Origin of the sequence: Helicobacter macacae MIT 99-5501 (genome assembly GCF_000507845.1) — a bacterium.
Classification (GTDB): Bacteria; Campylobacterota; Campylobacteria; order Campylobacterales; family Helicobacteraceae; genus Helicobacter_B; species Helicobacter_B macacae.
In genome coordinates, this window is record NZ_KI669454.1 from 934,900 (window position 1) to 954,212 (window position 19,313).

Annotated in this window: 13 protein-coding genes and 1 pseudogene; 10 read left to right on the forward strand and 4 right to left on the reverse strand. The window is 41.6% G+C overall.

Annotated elements, in window-relative coordinates:
* Positions 1 to 11 precede the first annotated feature (11 nt).
* The 10 genes and pseudogenes from HMPREF2086_RS04125 (at position 12) to HMPREF2086_RS04165 (ending at position 13,017) form a co-directional block, all read left to right on the forward strand.
* The gene (locus HMPREF2086_RS04125; protein WP_023927511.1) at positions 12 to 2,099 is read left to right on the forward strand and encodes an excinuclease ABC subunit UvrC; all 2,088 of its coding nucleotides are present in this window, start codon (positions 12 to 14) and stop codon (positions 2,097 to 2,099) included.
* Positions 2,100 to 2,732: 633 nt separating this feature from the next.
* A pseudogene (locus HMPREF2086_RS12505) lies at positions 2,733 to 3,089 on the forward strand (PDC sensor domain-containing protein); the annotation flags it as partial.
* Positions 3,090 to 4,118: 1,029 nt separating this feature from the next.
* A complete protein-coding gene (locus HMPREF2086_RS12510; protein ID WP_408605732.1) occupies positions 4,119 to 4,559 on the forward strand; it encodes a methyl-accepting chemotaxis protein in 441 nt (146 codons plus the stop codon).
* A gap of 392 nt (positions 4,560 to 4,951) precedes the next feature.
* Positions 4,952 to 5,641 carry a hypothetical protein gene (locus HMPREF2086_RS04135; RefSeq protein ID WP_023927513.1) on the forward strand — a complete coding sequence of 230 codons (690 nt, stop codon included), beginning with the start codon at positions 4,952 to 4,954 and terminating at the stop codon, positions 5,639 to 5,641.
* A gap of 57 nt (positions 5,642 to 5,698) precedes the next feature.
* Positions 5,699 to 7,108 (forward strand): peptidase U32 family protein, encoded by a 1,410-nt coding sequence (locus tag HMPREF2086_RS04140; RefSeq protein WP_023927514.1) that lies wholly within the window; start codon positions 5,699 to 5,701, stop codon positions 7,106 to 7,108.
* Positions 7,109 to 7,128: 20 nt separating this feature from the next.
* Positions 7,129 to 7,911, forward strand: a complete 783-nt coding sequence (locus tag HMPREF2086_RS04145) for a TSUP family transporter (RefSeq protein WP_023927515.1) — start codon at positions 7,129 to 7,131, stop codon at positions 7,909 to 7,911.
* Between the two features lie 66 nt (positions 7,912 to 7,977).
* The gene (locus HMPREF2086_RS04150; RefSeq protein ID WP_023927516.1) at positions 7,978 to 9,351 is read left to right on the forward strand and encodes a sodium-dependent transporter; all 1,374 of its coding nucleotides are present in this window, start codon (positions 7,978 to 7,980) and stop codon (positions 9,349 to 9,351) included.
* 313 nt (positions 9,352 to 9,664) lie between these two features.
* Complete coding sequence (gene exaC, locus HMPREF2086_RS04155; protein WP_023927517.1) at positions 9,665 to 11,173, forward strand: acetaldehyde dehydrogenase ExaC; 1,509 nt, start codon at positions 9,665 to 9,667, stop codon at positions 11,171 to 11,173.
* 393 nt (positions 11,174 to 11,566) lie between these two features.
* On the forward strand, positions 11,567 to 12,298 hold the full coding sequence (locus HMPREF2086_RS04160; RefSeq protein ID WP_023927518.1) for a hypothetical protein: 732 nt from the start codon (positions 11,567 to 11,569) through the stop codon (positions 12,296 to 12,298).
* A gap of 59 nt (positions 12,299 to 12,357) precedes the next feature.
* On the forward strand, positions 12,358 to 13,017 hold the full coding sequence (locus HMPREF2086_RS04165) for a UPF0323 family lipoprotein (RefSeq protein WP_023927519.1): 660 nt from the start codon (positions 12,358 to 12,360) through the stop codon (positions 13,015 to 13,017).
* A gap of 441 nt (positions 13,018 to 13,458) precedes the next feature.
* On the opposite strand, the gene HMPREF2086_RS04170 is transcribed toward HMPREF2086_RS04165, so the two are convergent.
* The 4 genes from HMPREF2086_RS04170 to hemN all read right to left on the reverse strand — a co-directional run bounded on the left by HMPREF2086_RS04170 (position 13,459) and on the right by hemN (position 19,271).
* Entirely contained in the window at positions 13,459 to 14,997 is a 1,539-nt protein-coding gene (locus tag HMPREF2086_RS04170) for a TonB-dependent receptor (RefSeq protein ID WP_023927520.1), read from the reverse strand.
* A 148-nt stretch (positions 14,998 to 15,145) separates the two neighbouring features.
* Entirely contained in the window at positions 15,146 to 15,952 is an 807-nt protein-coding gene (locus HMPREF2086_RS04175; protein WP_023927521.1) for a TonB-dependent receptor, read from the reverse strand.
* A gap of 542 nt (positions 15,953 to 16,494) precedes the next feature.
* A complete protein-coding gene (locus tag HMPREF2086_RS04185) occupies positions 16,495 to 17,880 on the reverse strand; it encodes a (Fe-S)-binding protein (RefSeq protein ID WP_023927523.1) in 1,386 nt (461 codons plus the stop codon).
* Positions 17,877 to 19,271 carry an oxygen-independent coproporphyrinogen III oxidase gene (hemN, locus tag HMPREF2086_RS04190; protein WP_023927524.1) on the reverse strand — a complete coding sequence of 465 codons (1,395 nt, stop codon included), beginning with the start codon at positions 19,269 to 19,271 and terminating at the stop codon, positions 17,877 to 17,879. The genes HMPREF2086_RS04185 and hemN overlap by 4 nt, the downstream gene beginning before the upstream one ends.
* Positions 19,272 to 19,313 lie beyond the last annotated feature (42 nt).

A 19,313-nucleotide genomic window follows, 5' to 3' on the forward strand; every position in this document is an offset into this window, starting at 1 on the left:
AGACAAGCACAATGGGAAATCTAAGTCAAAAGCTTACTTCTTTGCCAAGCTCTGCAGGCGTGTATCAGTATTTTGACTCTAGTGGCAGGGTGCTATATATCGGCAAAGCAAAAAGCCTAAAAAATCGCGTAAAAAGCTACTTCGCACTATCTCAAACACTAGAGCTAGACACCCCAATCCCAAACCCAAAAGTATCCTTGCGCATAGCTTCTATGGTGCGACAAATATCAAACATAGAAATCCTGCTTGTAAATAGCGAGCAAGACGCCCTAATCCTAGAAAACTCCCTGATAAAGCAACTAAAACCAAAATATAATATTCTCTTGCGTGATGACAAAACCTACCCATATATCGCCTTTGATTTGAGTAGCGATTTCCCCACACCTAGCATAAGTCGCGCCAAAGCCAAGCAAAAAGGTGTAAGCTACTTTGGACCATTTACAAGCGGTGCTAGAGAGATAATAAACTCACTTTTGGAAATGTATCCCCTTGTCCAAAAATCCTCCTGCCTAAAAGAGAAAAAAGCCTGTCTTTTTTATCAAATCAATCGGTGCAGTGCGCCCTGTGAGGGTAAAATAGACAAGCACTCCTATGCCAAAATCCTAAATGAAGCGATTTCACTACTAAAATCCCCGCACAAACTCCTAGCAAAGCTCAAAGAAAAAATGCTTACCCTAGCAGAATCTAGGCGATATGAAGAGGCTACAATCTATCGCGATAGAATCAAAAAACTCCAAAACTTGCAAAGTTTTTCAGCACTTGATTTGGCAAAAGATATAAGCGCAGATGTGTTTTATTTTTATGTAGATGAGGCTGCCAAAGAATCCAAAAGCTCCGCAAATTTGGCAGAATCTACAAGCCTTGCAAATTCTACAAATTCTACAAGATTCGCAAGCCACGCAAATTCTGCAAACGCTACGATTCCCACAAAGCCTGCCAAAAAATCACAAAAAGGAATCTTGCTATCTCTTTTTGTCCGCTCTGGCAAAATCATCTCCATACAGCACGAGATTATCCCACTCCCTGAAAACGCCCAAGACACCACCGAAATCCACGCTGAAATCTATACCCAAGCCATTCTTAGTCAATACGCAAGCAAGCTGCCAATACTTCCTAGCGAGATTTTATTGCCAAGTATTGATGGGCTACCTTGCGAGCTACTAAGCGATTTTCTCCACTCCGCACAAGGACGCAAAGTCCTCTTAAGCGCACCACAAATCGGCACAAAAGCAAAAATCCTAGCCCTTGCCAAACAAAACGCAAAAGAACTACTAGCACGACATAGCCAAAATCTATCAAGCGAAAACGCCTTGTTAGAGCGCGTAGCTGAGCTAGCAAACCTAGAATCTATCCCAAGCAGAATCGAAGTCTTTGACACGAGCCACCACAGCGGGCGCGATTGCGTAGGGGCGATGATAGTGTATGAAAACGGCGAGTTTGTCAAGTCTGCATATCGCCGATACAAACTAGAAGCAAGCGATGAATACAACCAAATGAGAGAAATGCTTATCCGCAGGGCAAAAGACTTCGCCACCACACCACCACCAAATATGTGGCTAATCGATGGGGGCAAAGCCCAAATCACGCTTGCAAAAGAAGTGCTACAATCCTGTGGCTTAGGTGGTGGCGGAATTGACACGATAGGCATAGCCAAAGAAAAAAGAGAATCTAGCCTATCAGCACAAAATCTATCAATGCAAAATCTCACAGCGCAAACTCTTGCAAACCAAAGCACACAAGAAGCTATCAATCAAAAAATGTTGCACATTTCCACAAGAAAATCTAGCAAAAGTGCAAATCGCGCAAAAGGCGCAGCAAGCGACACTATCTATACTATTGATGAAAGCATTATGCTTAGCCCTAGCGATGAGCGATTGCAGTTTTTGCAAAAGCTACGCGATGAAGCGCATAGATTTGCTATCACTTATCATAGAGAAAAAAAGCGTGCAAGCGCACTTCAAAGCACCGAGCTAGAATCGCGCAACCTTAGCCAAGCCAAAATCAAACGATTGCTATCTTTGGTGGGTAGCTTTGAAGCGATAAAAAATTTGAGCGATGAGGAGATAAAAAATCTACTTAAAAAACGACAAGCTAAATAATTTCAAGCAAAATCGCAACAAGCAAAAAATAAATTTTGGATTTTGCATAAAGATTTGCAAAATCTAGCAGGATTTACCAAAGATTTTTTTTAAATTTTACAGATTTGTAAGCAGCTTGAAAAATATACAAAATCTATAAAAAAATATCAAAAGATTTTATATTTCATTTCACGCAAAAAATACGCTACAAAAAAGCAAAATTTTTGTGCCAAAAATTTTGGCAGATTTCCCCAAAATCAAACAAAATCCGCGCAAAAAATTTTTACATTTTTGGCGTTTTTTTTTTTTTGTTATCGCAAATTAAGCAAATTTTTGTAAAAATGCCGATTTGGAATCAAATCTACAAAGGGAGAAAGCAAAATGTTGCAAAATATGAAACTTGGAACAAAAGTAGTGCTGTTTATAAACGGCATAGTGATGGTTTGTTTGGCGATTATGGCGATTGTCATATATATGCGCTCTGCAAGCATACAAACAGAGGAGAGCAACGCGCTCATAGCGGATATTTCAGAGAAATATTCTTTGTATATGAAAGGCTCTATGGGCGATATAGTAAGCTCGCTAAAAGCTACTGAAGTGGTGCTAGAATCGCTTATCCAAAGAGGTGGCGGAAGTCAATACAGCCAAGAAATGATGCAAAATGTCGTGCTTGGTGCGCTAAATAGTAATGCCGTAGCAAGCTGGACATATCTCTACATAAAAGACCCTGCATATCGAGGCGAAAATATCGCTAATTCTAAGCATAAGCTATCTAATGGGGAGTTTTTGATTCTCACAGAAGATGTCTCACTTACCCAAAAAGGCACGGTCGTTTCTGCTGATGATGTTATCTTAAGCTTCAAGGGAGTAAGAAAAGCATTTGATAGCAAGAAAATCTCTATAAGCCCGCCTGCGTTTAAGACAGTCAATGGCAAGCAAATGTATGGAATCTCTGTAAATGTCCCTGTTTTTGATTCTAGCAAAAATGTCATCGGTGTTATTGGGACACTTGTAGAGACAAATCACTTTAGAGAGCATATCATCAATGAGCTAAAAGTAGGGCATATCAAAGGTGCGTTTCCCTTTGTTATCCTAGATGATGGCACGATTTTGGTGCATAATGATTTGAATCTGCAAGGTGATAGTCTAGCAAATGTGAATAAAGACGCAACTGTTGGCAAAATGCTATCTGTGGCTAAAAACCACCAAGATAGCGTGCAAATCTATAAAACAACCGCTGGACTTTCTGGCTATGCTAGTATCACTTCATTTGAAGTGGCAGCGGGAAGTGGGACATATTGGAGTATGGTGGTGGCTGCACCTGAAGATTCTGTGATGAAGCCTGTGAGAGATTTGCGAAATGTCATCGTGCTAGGCTGTATCATCGCGCTTATCGCCATAGCACTACTTGTATCTTGGTATATCAAATCCCGCGTAGTAATGAGAATCGGCAAAGTTTCAAGCAAACTTCTAGAGTTCTTTAAATACCTAAATCACGAAACAACCACTCCTCCTGCACCGCTAAAAATCATAGTCGCAGGCGATGAAATCGGTGCTATGGGTATCGCACTCAATGAAAACACCAAGCGCACACAAGAGACACTTGAGCAAGATGCAAGCGTCATAAGAGAAGTGGTAAGTATGGTAGAGGAAGCAAAAGCTGGTAGGTTTGGTAGTAAAATCACTCAACACACAGGTAATCCTCAAGTAAATACGCTAAAAGATAGGATTAACGAAATGTCTCAAGCACTATTTAACCTTGTCGGTGGCAATCTAGAAAATCCTGCAAGAGTGTTTGCTTCCTACCAAAAAAATGACTTCACACCGCGCATAGACAATCCTCAAGGACTAGAAGTAAGCGTAAATCAGCTAGGGGATTCTATCGTGGATATGCTAAAGGTATCTGCAAACTTCGCAAAAGAGCTAAAAATCCAAGCTGAAGAGCTAAGCAAGTCTATGCAGATTCTCACAGAGGGCTCACAAACTCAAGCTAGCTCTGTGGAGCAGACAGCCGCAGCAGTGGAGCAAATCAACTCCTCTATGCAAAATGTCGCAAGCAAGACAGGCGAAGCCACACAACAAGCCGAAGACATAAAAAATATTGTAAGTGTCATCAAAGACATAGCCGAGCAGACAAACCTACTTGCGCTTAACGCTGCTATCGAAGCCGCTAGAGCAGGTGAGCACGGACGAGGATTTGCCGTTGTCGCTGATGAAGTGCGAAAGCTAGCAGAGCGAACTACTCGCTCACTTAGCGAAATCGAAGCAAATGTAAATATCCTAGTGCAATCTGTAAATGAGATGAGCGAATCTATCAACGAGCAAACAGAGGGCTTAGGACAAATCAATGAAGCGATAGAGCAGTTTGAGAGCGTTACGCAGCAAAATCTCCAAGTGGCAAATAGCACAAATGAGGTTACTAAGCGCGTAAATGGTATCGCCATAGAAATCGCAAACGACACAGACAAAAAGAAATTCTAAGTCTTTTTGATTTTGTCTTTTTGCACTTGTGTTGCCTCGCTTCTTTGAGCGTGGGCTTTTGCGGGGGATTTTAAAAAACTTTTAGAAAATCTTTTTTTGAGATTTTTGGAGGGGGTTTTGGGTGCAAAAGGTTGCAAAACTTTTTGCACCATTTTTGCTAATCTATTTTTAACTGCCTTTTTATTTTTGCACTTTTTTACCTCCTTATTTTATACGCTTTTTTTTACACACTTTTTTACGCTTGCACAAATCCCAAAATCCTAGCAAAACCACAAAAACACCGACAATATCGGCACAAGATTCTTACCCAAACTTTTGCAAAACAAAATCTAAATCCACACAAATTCCCCAAAAAAATGGTATAATCGCGCAACTTCTCGTTAGGAGCGATAATGACTCAAGAAGAATTAGACGCGCTAGTAAGTGCAGGTGCTGATAGCACTAGCACAGATAGCGCAGAAAATACAGAGCTAGATTCTGCTTCATCAAAAGAGCAGTCTAACTTCAGCGATGATAATTTCCGCGTGGAAGCTTCTAAAGAGTGGCCCCCACCTCCACCAAACAAAGACCACAAAGTCGTTCATCAGCTTGATGATGTTACGCGTGATACGGAGGCAAAAGCAGGTGAGGTGTTTGACCAGCTAGACATTATCGGTGCAAATGCCGATGATGTCGCCAAAGCCGCAAAATCTCTCAAAGAATACCTAGCAAAGCAAGAAGAAATGTTTGTCAAACTCACGGCAAAATTCCCAAATGTCAAAGCGTTTGCAGAGTCTTGCGAGCAAACAAAAACAGCCAAAGAAAGTGTGGCTAAAATCATAGACGGCGCAAATGCTTGCTCTGATGCTATGCTACAAGCAATGGATATAATGCAGTTCCAAGACATAAATCGCCAGCGAATCGAGCGCGTAATCAATGTAATGCGTGCTTTGGCACAATATATGAACTCACTATTTGAAAGCAAAATCGATGATAGCAAGCGCGTATCAAGTGCGGTGTATATACAAGGCGATGATAATGCCGATGTAGCAAACGCTGAAGAAATCGAAAGCCTTATCGCTTCATTTGGCGCAAAAAGCTAGTCCAAAATCAATAATATCAGCTAAGATTGTATACTTCACTAAGCATAAAATACACAAATGCAAAATTCTAGTAGCTCCCACAAAATAAAATCTAGCGACACAACAAAGCCAAAATCTAGCACCACCAAGTCAAAAATCCCACAGCTACTATCCCCCGCAGGAAATCTACACAAACTAAAAGTCGCCCTAGCTTATGGTGCGGACGCAGTGTATGGCAGTCCTAGTCAGTTTTCTTTGCGCTCTCGTGCTGGGCAAGCATTTGTGCTAAAGGATTTTGCAAATGGCATAGATTATGCACACAAAAGAGGCAAAAAAGTCTTTGTAACCATAAATGGATTCCCTTTTAACTCCCAACTAGAATCGCTAAAATCTCATATCTGCAAAATGGCAGAACTAAAGCCCGATGCTTTTATCGTAGCAGCCCCCGGCATAGTGAGACTATGCAAAAGCCTAGCCCCACAAATCCCTATCCACCTATCCACACAAGCAAATGTGCTAAATGTCCTTGATGCGCAGGTGTTTTATGATATGGGTGTGAAGCGCATAGTCGCTGCTCGCGAGCTAAGCCTAAAAGACGCACTCATCATCAAAAAAGAGATTCCAAACTTGGAGCTAGAGATTTTCATACACGGAAGTATGTGCTTTGCTTTTTCTGGTCGTTGCCTTATCTCATCACTGCAAAATGGGCGAATGCCAAATCGCGGAAGCTGTGCAAATGACTGCCGATTTGACTATCAGTATTTTGTGCGCTCAAAAGATAGTGGCGAGCTAGTGGAATTTGATGAGAGGGAATTTTATGCTAAAAACCCTGATAATGGCGTGCTTTTGCGCTTACAAGAGGAAGAGGGATTTGGCACACATATTTTTAACTCAAAAGATTTAAACCTCGCTAGCCACATAAAAGAAATCATTGATAGCGATTGCATATCCGCGCTAAAAATCGAGGGGCGCACCAAAAGCACTTATTATGCAGGTATCACTGCTCGCACTTATGCTATGGCTTTGCGCGACTATGAGTGCGGAATCTTTCGCCCGCAAGTCTACCAAGATGAGCTACACACGCTTAAAAATCGTGGATTTACAGATGGATTTTTGGTGCGAAAACCATTTGAGAGACTAGATACACAAAACCACTTCACAGCTATAAGCGAGGGTAGCTATCAAGTAAATGCCGAAGTGAGTGAGTGTGGCGAGCTAGCATTGTGCAGGCATACTATCCGCGCAGGCGAAGCAAAAGAAATAGTCGCCCCACTAGATTCTAAGCTAGTTGAGCAAAAAGGCTCTTTTGGCGAAATCTACAAAGAGGGCGAAAAATACTATATGCGATTTGAAAAAATCCTGCTAGAAAATGGCAAAGAGCTAGATTCTATCCATAGTGGCAACACAAATGCTATCGCACTTCCCCTGCCGCTCCCACCTTTTAGCTTTTTGCGTGAGAATATTAGCGACAAAATCTCACTACGCTAAAACACAAGGACAATCCATAAATGGCATTTGATTTTCACATTACCACTCTTTTATTACTCGCTCTTGTCGCGCTTGTAGCGGGGTTTGTCGATAGTATCGCAGGAGGTGGGGGAATGATAACAATCCCAGCACTCTATATGGCGGGAATCCCCCCGCACGAGGCACTAGGGACAAACAAATTCCAAGCGGTTTTTGGGAGCTTTAGTGCGGCACTGCACTTCTACAAAAAGGGGCATTTGCACTTGCCTAAGTGCGCGCTTTTTGTGCTTTTTGCCTTTGTGTTTTCGCTGTGCGGCACACTGCTCGTGCAGGCAATCAATGCAGATTTTTTGCGCAAGGCAATCCCCTTTTTGCTTATCTTTTTCGCGCTGTATTTTCTTTTTTCCCCAAAAATCAAGCAATCTAGCCAAGAGCAAGGCGCGATAAGCACTCTAGATTCTAGAATTTCACGCAAGGCTATCCTTGCGCTTAGCATCGGCGGCATAGGATTTTATGATGGATTTTTTGGTCCGGGCACGGGCTCTTTTTTGATGCTAGCCCTCATCTCGCTAGGCAATTTTGGCATAAAAGACGCGCTAGCCCAAGCCAAGCTGTATAACTTCGCTACCAATCTCGCCTCCGTGCTTGTGTTTATGGCGTTTGGGCATATTTTGTTTGCGGTTGGGATTGCTATGGCTTTGGGGCAGTTTGTGGGCGCAAATATCGGCGCAAAGCTCGCCCTGCGCTATGGAATCACAATCATTAAGCCCCTCGTGGTTATCGTGTGTTTGGCGATGTGTGCTAAACTGCTCCTCTTTGGGTAGAAAATACAATCATAAGCCACCAATGCCAAAACCCACAGCAAACTCACAACTTAAGGATTTTTAACAATGTCAAAACAAACCACAAATAATCGCCACACTTGGTCAAACACCTTTATATATGTCCTAACCGTCGCAGGAGCGACTATCGGATTTGGAGCGACTTGGAGATTCCCCTATCTTGTGGGAGAAAATGGAGGTGGTGCGTATGTGCTTGTGTTTATCATCGCAATGCTTGTCATCGGCATACCGATGATTTTGGTAGAAAATGTCATCGGCAGGAGAGCACATACAAATTCTTTGGATGCTTTTAGTCCCTCTGTGCAACGCAAAGATTTTTCACGCGTTTGGAAAGTCGCAGGAATTATGGGGCTTATTGGTTGCTTTGGGATTATTGCGTATTATATGGTGCTTGGTGGTTGGGTCTTGACTTATTTGTGGAATCTAATAAGTGGTGGGCTAAATGTCGCCTCCCCTCTTAGTGCGGAGAGCACGCGTGAGTTTTACCTAAAATCCATTGAGTATAGTCCGCTTATGGTGGCGATTTATACGCTTGTGTTTGTGTGGCTAAACTATATTGTGCTAAGCAAGGGAATCTCAAATGGCATAGAAAAAGCAATGAAAGTGCTTATGCCATTGCTTTTTATTTTTCTCATCGGTATAGCAGCAAAAAATCTCACAATGCCCGGTGCGCTAGAGGGTGTGAAGTTTTATCTTATGCCTGATTTTAGCAAGATTTCTCCCAAACTTTTTATCGCTGTTTTGGGGCAGGTATTTTTTGCTCTATCGCTTGGATTTGGTGTGATGATTACGCTTTCTTCATACCTTGATAAAAGCGAAAATCTACTAAAAACCGCGCTTAGCACAGGGATTTTAAACACCATTATCGCGCTTTTGGCAGGATTTATGATTTTTCCATCTCTTTTTAGCTTTGGATTAGAGCCTGATTCTGGTCCCAAGCTTGTCTTTGAGGTGTTGCCTGTGGTGTTTTCTCATATCTCATTTGGCGCATTTGTAGGGGCTGTGTTTTTTGCTTTACTTCTTATCGCAGCTTTTACTACTTCTATCACGCTATATGAAGTGCTTATCACCGCTGCGCAAGAAAAGCTACGACTTAGTCGCAAACTTGCTACGATTGTTGTCCTTAGTGCGACTTTTGTATGCGGGAATCTCCCTTGTGTGCTATCTTATGGAGCGTGGAGGGAAGTTAGCATTTTTGGCAGAAATATTTTTGATACTTTTGATTTTGTCAGTGGCAATATTTTCTTTGTCCTTACCGCACTTTTGGCAAGTATATTTGTCGGCTGGGTGCTAGGAGAAGATGCAAAAGATGAGCTAAAAAAGGGTTGCGATAGTCCCAAAATCGTTAGGCTGTGGTTTGCCTATGTCAAATATGTGATTCCGCTTGTGATTTTGGTGGTGTTTGTAAGCGGGATTGTATAGTGGCTAAATTTTTGGATTCTAACGCAAAAATGTGAGAATCTAGAGAGGGGAAGTTTAGGCATTATTTTTTTTAAGATTCTCATTTTTTTGCGCATTTTAGGTGGCGTTTTATCGCTATTTTTGGGAATCAAACTCGCTTTTTGACTACTCATATCACTTTTTGTAACAAAGCACAAAAATTTCACATAATTTTTTGCCTTAATTATAAAATCGTTTATTATTAGAGAGTTATATTACCTTACTAGGTTTTGGAGAATCTTGCCAAAAAGCAAGACAATCTGCCTAGAATATTACCCCAAAAAGGAGGCTCAAAATGAGCAAATACAAAACCATTGCAAATGTCTTTGACAAGCAATATGAGAACTATATCGGTGGCAAATGGGTCGCCCCTGTGGATGGACAATATGTAGAGAACAAAACCCCAATCACGGGCGAAGTGCTATGTAAAGTGCCTCTCTCAAGCGATAAAGATATACAAAACGCGCTTGATGCAGCACACAAAGCAAAGGACAAATGGGCAAACACAAGCCCACAAGAGCGAGCAAGAATCCTGCTAAAAATTGCTGATAGAATCGAGGATAATCTCGAGCTAATTGCGCACGCAGAGACTTGGGATAATGGCAAGCCAATCCGTGAAACGCTAAATGCGGATATTCCTTTGGCGGCTGACCATTTTCGCTATTTCGCAGGTGCGCTAAGGGCGCAAGAGGGCGCGATAAGCGAGATAGATTCTGACACGATTGCCTATCACTTCCACGAGCCACTAGGCGTTGTTGGGCAGATAATCCCTTGGAATTTCCCACTGCTAATGGCAGCGTGGAAGCTAGCCCCCGCACTTGCCGCAGGGAACTGCATAGTGATAAAGCCTGCTAGCCCTACGCCTGCAAGTATTTTGGTGCTATTTAAAATCATCGGCGACTTGCTCCCTGATGGCGTGGTAAATATCATCAACGGAAGCGGTGGCAAAATCGGCAAGACGCTCGCCACAAGCCCCAAAATCTCCAAAATCGCTTTCACAGGCTCTACAAGTGTGGGACGCCAGATTATGCAGTTTGCCACAGAAAATATTATCCCCTCGACTTTGGAGCTAGGAGGCAAATCGCCAAATATTTTCTTTGAGGATATTGCGGATTTTGAAGATGAGTATTTTGACAAAGCAATCGAAGGGCTTGTGCTCTTTGCTTTCAATCAAGGCGAAGTTTGCACCTGCCCATCTCGCGCACTTGTGAGTGAGAAAATCTATGATAAATTCATAGAAAGAGTGCTAAAGCGCGTGCAAGCTATCAAGCTAGGCAATCCACTAGACCCAGAAACAATGATGGGCGCGCAAGTCGATGAAAATCAAATCAAAACAATCCTAAACTACATAGACATAGGCAAAAAAGAGGGTGCGGAGTGCCTTATCGGTGGCGAGAGAGACAATCGCGGTGGTGAGCTATCAGGCGGTTGCTATATCAAGCCCACCATTTTCAAAGGGCATAACAAAATGAGAATCTTCCAAGAAGAAATCTTTGGTCCCGTGCTCGCACTCACTACTTTCAAAGATGACAAAGAAGCCCTAGAAATCGCAAATGACACGATTTATGGGCTTGGCAGTGGTGTGTGGACTCGCGATATAAACCGCGCATATCGCTTCGGGCGAGGCATAAAAGCAGGGCGCGTATGGACAAACTGCTACCACGCATACCCAGCGCACGCGGCATTTGGTGGCTACAAGCAAAGCGGTATCGGGCGCGAAACACACAAAATGGTGCTTGAGCACTATCAGCAAACCAAAAATCTGCTCGTAAGCTATGGTATAAACAAACTAGGATTTTTCTAGGAGGTTTTTGTGTGCTTAAAGTCATCTATGGATTTTAAGAATTTTAAGCACATTTTTGGATTTTGACTAGGCTAGCACGACTGCAAAAGTTGTGCTAGCAAGTTTGTGGTAAAATCAAACTTGCTAGCCATTAGTTTTTACTTTTTTTTTACTTCATATCGCTTCATATCGCTTCATATTGCTTGGGAATTTATATAGATTCTAGCAAATCTTGCAAAGCTATTTTTTAGTAAATCTATTTTTTGTTTTTTACTTCACTTTATTGTGGCTAGATATAAGCTATATTTCGTAACCATTGCGCGTTTTTCAAGTATTTTTGCCTATGTTATTTCATAAATATTTTGTTTTTTGTGGCAATATGTTGCGTTATTTTCTACTATTTAAGGAGCTAATATGACAAGAATATCTAAAATCTTTTTTTTATGCGGTGTTTTTGCACTTCCGCTTAGTGCAGGAGTGAAAGAAGACACCATAAAAGTGCTTGAGGGACAGACAGGAGCGAAGTTTGAGGTTATTTCTTTTGAGCCACTTAAAGGCTCTAAGCAGTTTTTGCTAGTGGTAAAAGACACCAAAAACGGCTACCAAAGCGTAATCATAACCGATGAGAAGCAAAAATCTATGATTGCACCTATGGCGTTTTTTGGCGACAAAGAAGATGCCAAGTTTGTCGCCACACAGCTAGAAAAAGCCAACGCTTATAATTTCAAACTTCAAAACGCAGCGACACTTGATAAACTTTTTGCTTCGATTCCGCAGGATTATGCTATTCGTTTGCAAGGTGCTAGCAACAAAATCACTTACATTGTCTCTGACCCTATGTGCGTGCATTGTCAGCAAGAGCTAGCACAGATAGAATCAAAGCTAGCAAAAGGCACAGTAGTAATGGTGCTAGTAAGTTTTCTAGGGCAGGATTCTTTGCAAAAGTCTGCCGAGATTATCTCCAAAATCAAATCAGCCAAAACCCCAAAAGAGCAAATATCGTTGCTAAGAAGTGTCTATGCCACTACACACAAAGCGAGCCCACAAAAGCAAGAATACACTTCGCAAGTATCTGCCATAACCAAAAAGCTAGGGGATTCAAATCTAATAGAAGCTGTGCCTTTTATCTATGAGCCGATAAAATAAAAAGCTGATTATAGCTTTGGCACTCTAATTTTTGGTAGTTTAATTTTTAAGGAGAAAAAATGAGCAAAAAATATATGGCTAACAAAAAATATTTGCGCAAGATTTCAGATTTTGCGATGATAGGTGGCGTGAGTGCGCTTGTGGTAGGAGTGTTTGCAGGCTGTGATATAAACAACCCAAGCGAGCAAAATCCACAAGCAAGCCAAGCAATCAAGCAAGGTGCTTTTGTCTTGCTAGAGCAGCAAGCAGACGGTAGCTACAAAGTGCTAGAGGAATATCCAAGTGGCAAAACCCACATTGTCGTGCGCGACACTTCGGGCAATGAGCGTGTGCTAAGCGATGAGGAAATCCAAAAACTACTAAAAGAAGAAGAGCAAAAAATAGACAACGGCACAAGTGCGCTCACGGCTAATCCAAGCGGTGGAGAAAGCGGCGGGCTAGGACTAGGAGGGGCAATCCTAGCAAGCGCAGCAGGCGCAATGCTAGGGAGCTATATCGGCAACAAGCTGTTTAACAACCCAAACTACCAGCAAAACAAACAGCGCACATACAAATCCCCTCAAGCCTATGAACGAAGTGCAAATAGCTTTGGTAAGTCAAATTCTGCGGGCGGGGCAAGAGGAGGCACACCAAGCAATGCAAAGGGAGGATTTTTTGGTAGCTCTCAAGGTGGCACAAAGGGTGGCACACCAAGCAAAAGCAGTGGGTTTGGTGGCTAGTATATTGTTTCAAAGCAAAATCAAGTTGGAAGCAAAGTCAAGCTAAAGTGGGCGGGGCAGGTTTAGCTTGATAAAGCAAAACAAGTCAAGTAAAAAGTAAGTCAAAATAAATTAGGGCGGGGTATGGCGCAGAGCAAGAATAAAGCAAAATAAATAAAAGCAGAATAAAAGCAAAGCAGATTAAAAGTAAGCAATCTTTCAATCGCTACCATTGCTACAAATGCGATTCTAGTCTAAAAACTAGAATCGTAGCAACCCTTAAATCTCTCAAATCTATCGTTGGTATGCTTTTAGATAGATTCCCCTCGACTTAAAAAAATCTTTTTTGCAATATTTTGTATTGTTTCTAAAAACTTCTTTATATAATTTGCCCAAAACCCACAAAATACACCAAAACCCCCTCCATAAAAAACCAAAAATCTAAGCTATCAAAAACTCTACTTAAAACGCATAGCGCAAATCCAAAAACACTTCTTGCCCTTTTGCGTAGAGGTAGCTATTGCCGATTGTTGGGTCGCTAGCATCAGAGTTGTAGTATGAGAAATATACCGTATCAAACACATTTCGCACACCAAAAGTCGCGCTAAAATCCCCAAATCGCATATCAAGCCCCAAATCTGTCAAACTATATGATTTGATTGTCCCTCCTGCTATGTCTTTTTGCGCCCCGATAAATGAATTTTGTGTCCAGATTCCAAAGTGTCGTGAAAAGTCATAGTTTATGCCGATTGTGGCTTTGTAGTTGGAAGTGTATGGGATTCTCTCTCCATTCATTGAGCGAGAGGCGTTATCAGTAGCAAATGTGCCTTTTAGGATTCTCGCATCGACATAAGTAAAACTCTCACTAAATCTCAATGATTGTCCAAAAAACTCTTGCTTTGAGAAAATCTCCACACCCGCTCTTTGTGTCAAGTCGTAGTTGCGATAGCCAAAGCCACTTAAGCCAGAGTGCGCACTTCCGTAGTTGTATAGCTCATCTTGGGTAAGGGTATAAAAAGCCGAGCCAGAGAGAAAAACATATTTGCCGATTTGAGATTTGCTACCCACTTCAAATGTGTGATATTGCTCGCTTTTGACATTGGAGTCTACATATCGTCCGCCTGCCACTCCTGTGAGGGTATCAGGGTTTGGCGAGCGAAATCCTTTTTCATACTTGGCATAGACATTGCCTGCGCCAAAGTTGTAGTTTGGCACTAGCTCTAAGGCGTAGTTTGAGATATTATCGTTTATGGCTTTATCAGGACGCGTGGTATTATAGCTTGGGGTAGGGCTTGCGGGGTATGTGTTTGTCATAGACATTCCCATATTGCTAGAATATCGTCTTTTTCCTGTGTAGTTGGCGTTTTCATACCTTGCACCAAGTGTGAGAGAAAACCGCTTCGTAAAGTCAAATTTTTCAATCGCATAGAGAGAATTTGTCCATTTGTTTGCTAGGATTGGTGTGTAGAGATAGTGATTCATTCGCATATTGGGATTTGTAGGCATCAAAGGCACATCATAATACAGCGACAAAAATCGCTCCCCTATATTATAAACAGAATCAAGCCCAACAATAAGCAATCCTTTATAATGCTTCCAATCGTAGCGTAGATTTAGCCCGATTTTTTCATCGACAAAGTATGAACCACTTTGAGAAAAGTCCTGCACCCACATACTTGTATTGCCTCGTGCATACCAAATATCTTGCAGATTTGTATCGTATTTGTTTTTTAGATAGTGAAAAAATGCTTTTGCTTGGAATTTATGATTTTCACCAAATTTTGCATCATAAGTAAGTGCGGTATCGATTCTATCTTGTTTGGTTTTTATGCTACCTTGTCCGCTATCATATCGCTTGGATTTATCAGGTGAATTATCTGTGCTACTAGATTGTCCATTTGCGCTTCCTAAGCGAAATAGCAGATTTGGCGTAGTGGTAATATATCCTTGAAAGTAGCTCGCCTCTAAGCCAAGTGAATGGTTTTGCGTAATGTCCCACATAAGATTCCCACCGACATTGTAGGCATCGCTTTTATCGCCTATGCGGCTACCCCTTTTGTGTAGAAATCTCCCGCTAACTCCATAATAAAGCCCTTTTGTGATTTTGCCTGCAAACCTTACATCCGCATTTATATCGCCATATAGGTTTTTATACTTGCCCCCCCCCCCCTAATATTTCTGGCACACCTGAATAGCTTATGCCAACACTTGGGGAGAATTTCTCATATCGTCTTTTGGTAATGATATTTATCACGCCTCCACGCGTGCCATTGCCATACATAACCGCCCCGCCACCGGGCAAGACTTCTATGCGCTCAATATCGCTCGGGGCGATAGTGTTTATAGGTGTAACGCCGTGGCTAGAATCTAGCATATTTAGATTTATGCCATTTAGCAGGACTTGGACATTGACATTGGCAGATGAGCCTTGTCCGCGCAAGTCTAGATTGCTCCCTAGTCCGATAGAATTGCGCGTGATAAATGGGATATAGCTAAAAATCTCTTCGGTGCTCTTAAATCCCTTTTGCTCAATCGTGTCTTTGTCAATGATATAGACATTGCGATTTAGCTCATCTAGCCTTGATTCAAATCCTTTGGCAGTAGCTGAAACTTTGCCCAAATCCTGCGCTTGCAAAGAGGAATAGTCTAAGGAGGCATAGTCTTTTGGATTTTGGGCGGCATTGTAGGCGTTGTCTTTTGCGGTGTTGTGGGGTGTGGATTCTTGTGGTGTTTGAGAACTTGGGCTTTGGCTAGAATCTACGCTAGAATCTGCAATCTGTGCTAGTGCTGCAGTGCTAAAAGCGCAGGTAAAAGCTAGAGCGAGCGTGGCTTTGTGCGGGATTTTGTGCGAGTTTTCGCGCTGAAGTGTTTTTAGTGGTGTTGATTGGAATGTTTGCTTTTGAAGTGGTGTCGCTTGAAATGTGCTAGAAATGGTGTTTGCAGTGTTTGCTTTCATCGTGTGTCCTTTTGGGTTTTGATAGTCTTATAATCCTAAAGATTTTGAGAATCGCTTTAGAAATTATAAAATGCGCGAATTGTAAAAAAAATTTGCTTAAACAAAAATTAACAACAACTCGCATAATTATCAATATTTTTTCAATAATGAGAAAAAATCACAAAAAATCACGCAAAATAGGGCAATGTAAATTCCTAAAAAATTTTGAGAATTTTTTTGAGAATTTTTGGGTGGAGTTTTTAATCGCGGATTTTGCAAATTGTTTGATAAGTAGCTTTTATTTGACAAGCGAAATGATTTTAGGTTTTTTAGAGAAAAGTTATGAGATTTTGTGGCAACAAAAAAAGATAACAAAAAAAAGAGAAAAAAGAGAAAAAGCACTGCTAGCGCACACAGATTGTAAAATATTAGAATCTCTTTCATTAGATTTTTTCTAAATGATAGATTCACATAGTAGATTCAATAGTAGTTTTACTCAAAAATTTTAAGCAAACTTCATCTAAAAAGCACAAAATCCACTAAAAAAAAATCGCATAAAAATCTTAGTCTAGATTTTGTGCGATTAGCTCAAGTGGGTGAGCAAAGCTCGCTTTGACATTGCTTTGAGACATAGCATTTGTGATTTGCATTCGGCACGCAGAGCACTCCGCGCTAATGATTTTCGCACCGCTTTGGGCTATCATCTCTGCTTTTGGCTTGCCAGCTTGTAGTGTGAGGGCATACCTATCTAGCTGCATACTTACCCCGCCAAACCCGCAGCACCTATCAGGCTCGCTCATCTCGCGTATCTCGTAGTTTGCACTAAGTAGCGCGCGTGGCTCTTTATGCACTTTTAGCACTTTTTTGGCGTGGCAAGGGTCGTGATAAGTGAGAGATTTTAGAGAGGAAGCAGGATTTTTGTGCAAAATAGATTCTAGGTTTGTATGCGTTTGTAGCCATTTGCTTGCCATAGACATTTTGGGTGTGAGGTTTGCAAGTCTTTTTTGCCACCTTTCGCGCTCATTTACATTTGGTTCTGCATTTAGCGCGTGAGCCCAATCCACCATAAGCATAGCTGCACAAGTCGCCTCTGGGATAAGGATAGCATCTACTTCATCGATAAACTTCTCAAAAAGCTCAATATTGCGCTTGATGAGATGAAGCACAGTGCCAATATCGCCTGTGAAATATGCAGGTGCACCACAGCACTCTTGGGCAGGCACAAGGACTTTTATCCCCAAATGCCCCAAAATCTTAAGCAGGCTTTCTCCCACCTCTATGTAGTTGTAGTTGGCAAGACAGCCGATAAAAATAGCGACTTTATTGTGTGCTAGATTTTGGGCGGGCTTTTGCTCGTGGCTTTGGGTTAGATTTTGTGTATGATTTTGCGCTAGGTTATCCCCTGCCTTGTGTGCGGGGTTTTGCGCTAGATTTTGCTCTTTTTGCAGATTTTCATTTTTATGATTTGGCAAAATCTCGCCACGATATTTTTGCAAAAAACTTTTTTTGACAAAGGGAAACACCACGCGTTTGCTAAAAAAGATTTTGTTTCCGCCATCGACTTTTTTGAATGCGCACGGAGCGACAAAGTAGGCAAAGCTAAACACAAAATCCATAAGTTTTCTATGCTTTAGCAAGAAAAAATATAGCCTTTTATACCACGCGATTCCATATTTTTGCGCTATGTCTATGCGGATTTTCTCTATGGCGGAGTCTATGGGGAGATGAGATGGGCACAAGTCCACGCAAGTAGTGCATAAAAAGCAAGATTCTAGCATATTTTTAAAATCTTTTTGCAATGGCAGTTCGCCCCTCTTGTATGCACCGATGAGGTCTAAATATCCGCGCGGGGAGGTAACCTCCTCACGCTTTAGCCGATAAATCGTGCAGTAAGGGATACATTTGCCACATTTGACACAGGCGTTTGAAGTTTGAGTAAAGTCTATCATATCGTCTTGCTAAACACTCGCTTTTCTTGGGGTAGGGAGCGCAAGTAGCTATCAAACACCATTGCGATATTGCGGATAAGTAGCCCACCTGTGGGTGTGGGATATAGCCCCTTATCATTTATCTCTAGCACACCTATATCTGCGTATTCTTTTAGTCTTTCTAGTTCGCTAGCAAAATGCACTCTAAAGTTGATATTGTGAGATTTCTCGATACTATCAAAATCTAGCTTTAGGTTGTTCATAAGCCCCATAATGACTTCTTTGCGTAGTATGTCTTCACTTGATAGCTTTATACCTCGCTCAATGGGGATTCTCCCCTCATCTAGCGCATTCTCATAGCTTGCCAAATCTTTGACATTTTGGGCATAGTAGTCTTTCCCCTCGCCTATGGAAGTTAGCCCTATGCCTATTGTTTGGGAAAATCCGCGTGTGGTGTAGCCCTGAAAATTGCGCCGCAATTCGCCATTTTGCTTTGCTATGTATAGCTCATCGCTTTTTTTTGCGAAGTGGTCCATACCTATCATTTCATAGCCATTTTTGCCCAAAAAATCAATGGTGTTTTTTAGAATCTCTAGCTTTTCTTGTGGGCTTGGCAAGTCATTTTCATCGATTTTGCGCATAGTCTTTTTTAGCCACGGGATATGCGCGTAGTTAAATATCGCTAATCTATCAGGGCTAAGAGATACTACCTTTTGAAGTGTGGATAGAAAGCTATCTAGCGTTTGCTTTGGCAAACCATAGATTAAGTCAAAATTCACAGAATTTATCCCGCTCTTTCTAGCAATGTTTATCGCTTCATTTACTAGCTCTACACTTTGAAATCTATGCACTGCTTTTTGCACTGCTTCATCAAAGTCTTGCACCCCAAAACTTAAGCGATTAAACCCACCCTTTTTTAGTGCATTCATTTGTGAGATTTCAAAGTGTCTAGGGTCGATTTCGCAGCTTATCTCTGCATTTGGTGCGAAGTTTGGGAATGTATCTTTTATGAGAGTGATGACTTTGATTAGCTGTGTAGAATCAAAAAATGTCGGCGTTCCACCACCAAAATGTAGCTGGACTACTTCGCGTGAAGTATCCATAAGTGTGGATAAAATCGCTAGCTCTTTTTGCAAGTATGAAATATACCTGTCTTTTTTGTCTTGCTTGCTTGTATAGATGACATTGCACCCACAAAAATAGCACGCACTTTGACAAAATGGCAGATGCACATATAGTGAGAGTGGAAGCCTATCCTCTTGTGTGTCATAGCTGTCATTTCGCTTAAATGATTCCCTCAAATCCTCATAGCCAAAATCCGCTCCAAACTCCACTGCAGTAGGATAGCTTGTGTATCGCGGGGCGGATTTGGAGTATTTGGCAAATTTGGCAAAATCTATGTTTTGTGTCATTACGCTAGATTCTCCTACTTGGATTTCCTGCTAGATTTTTAG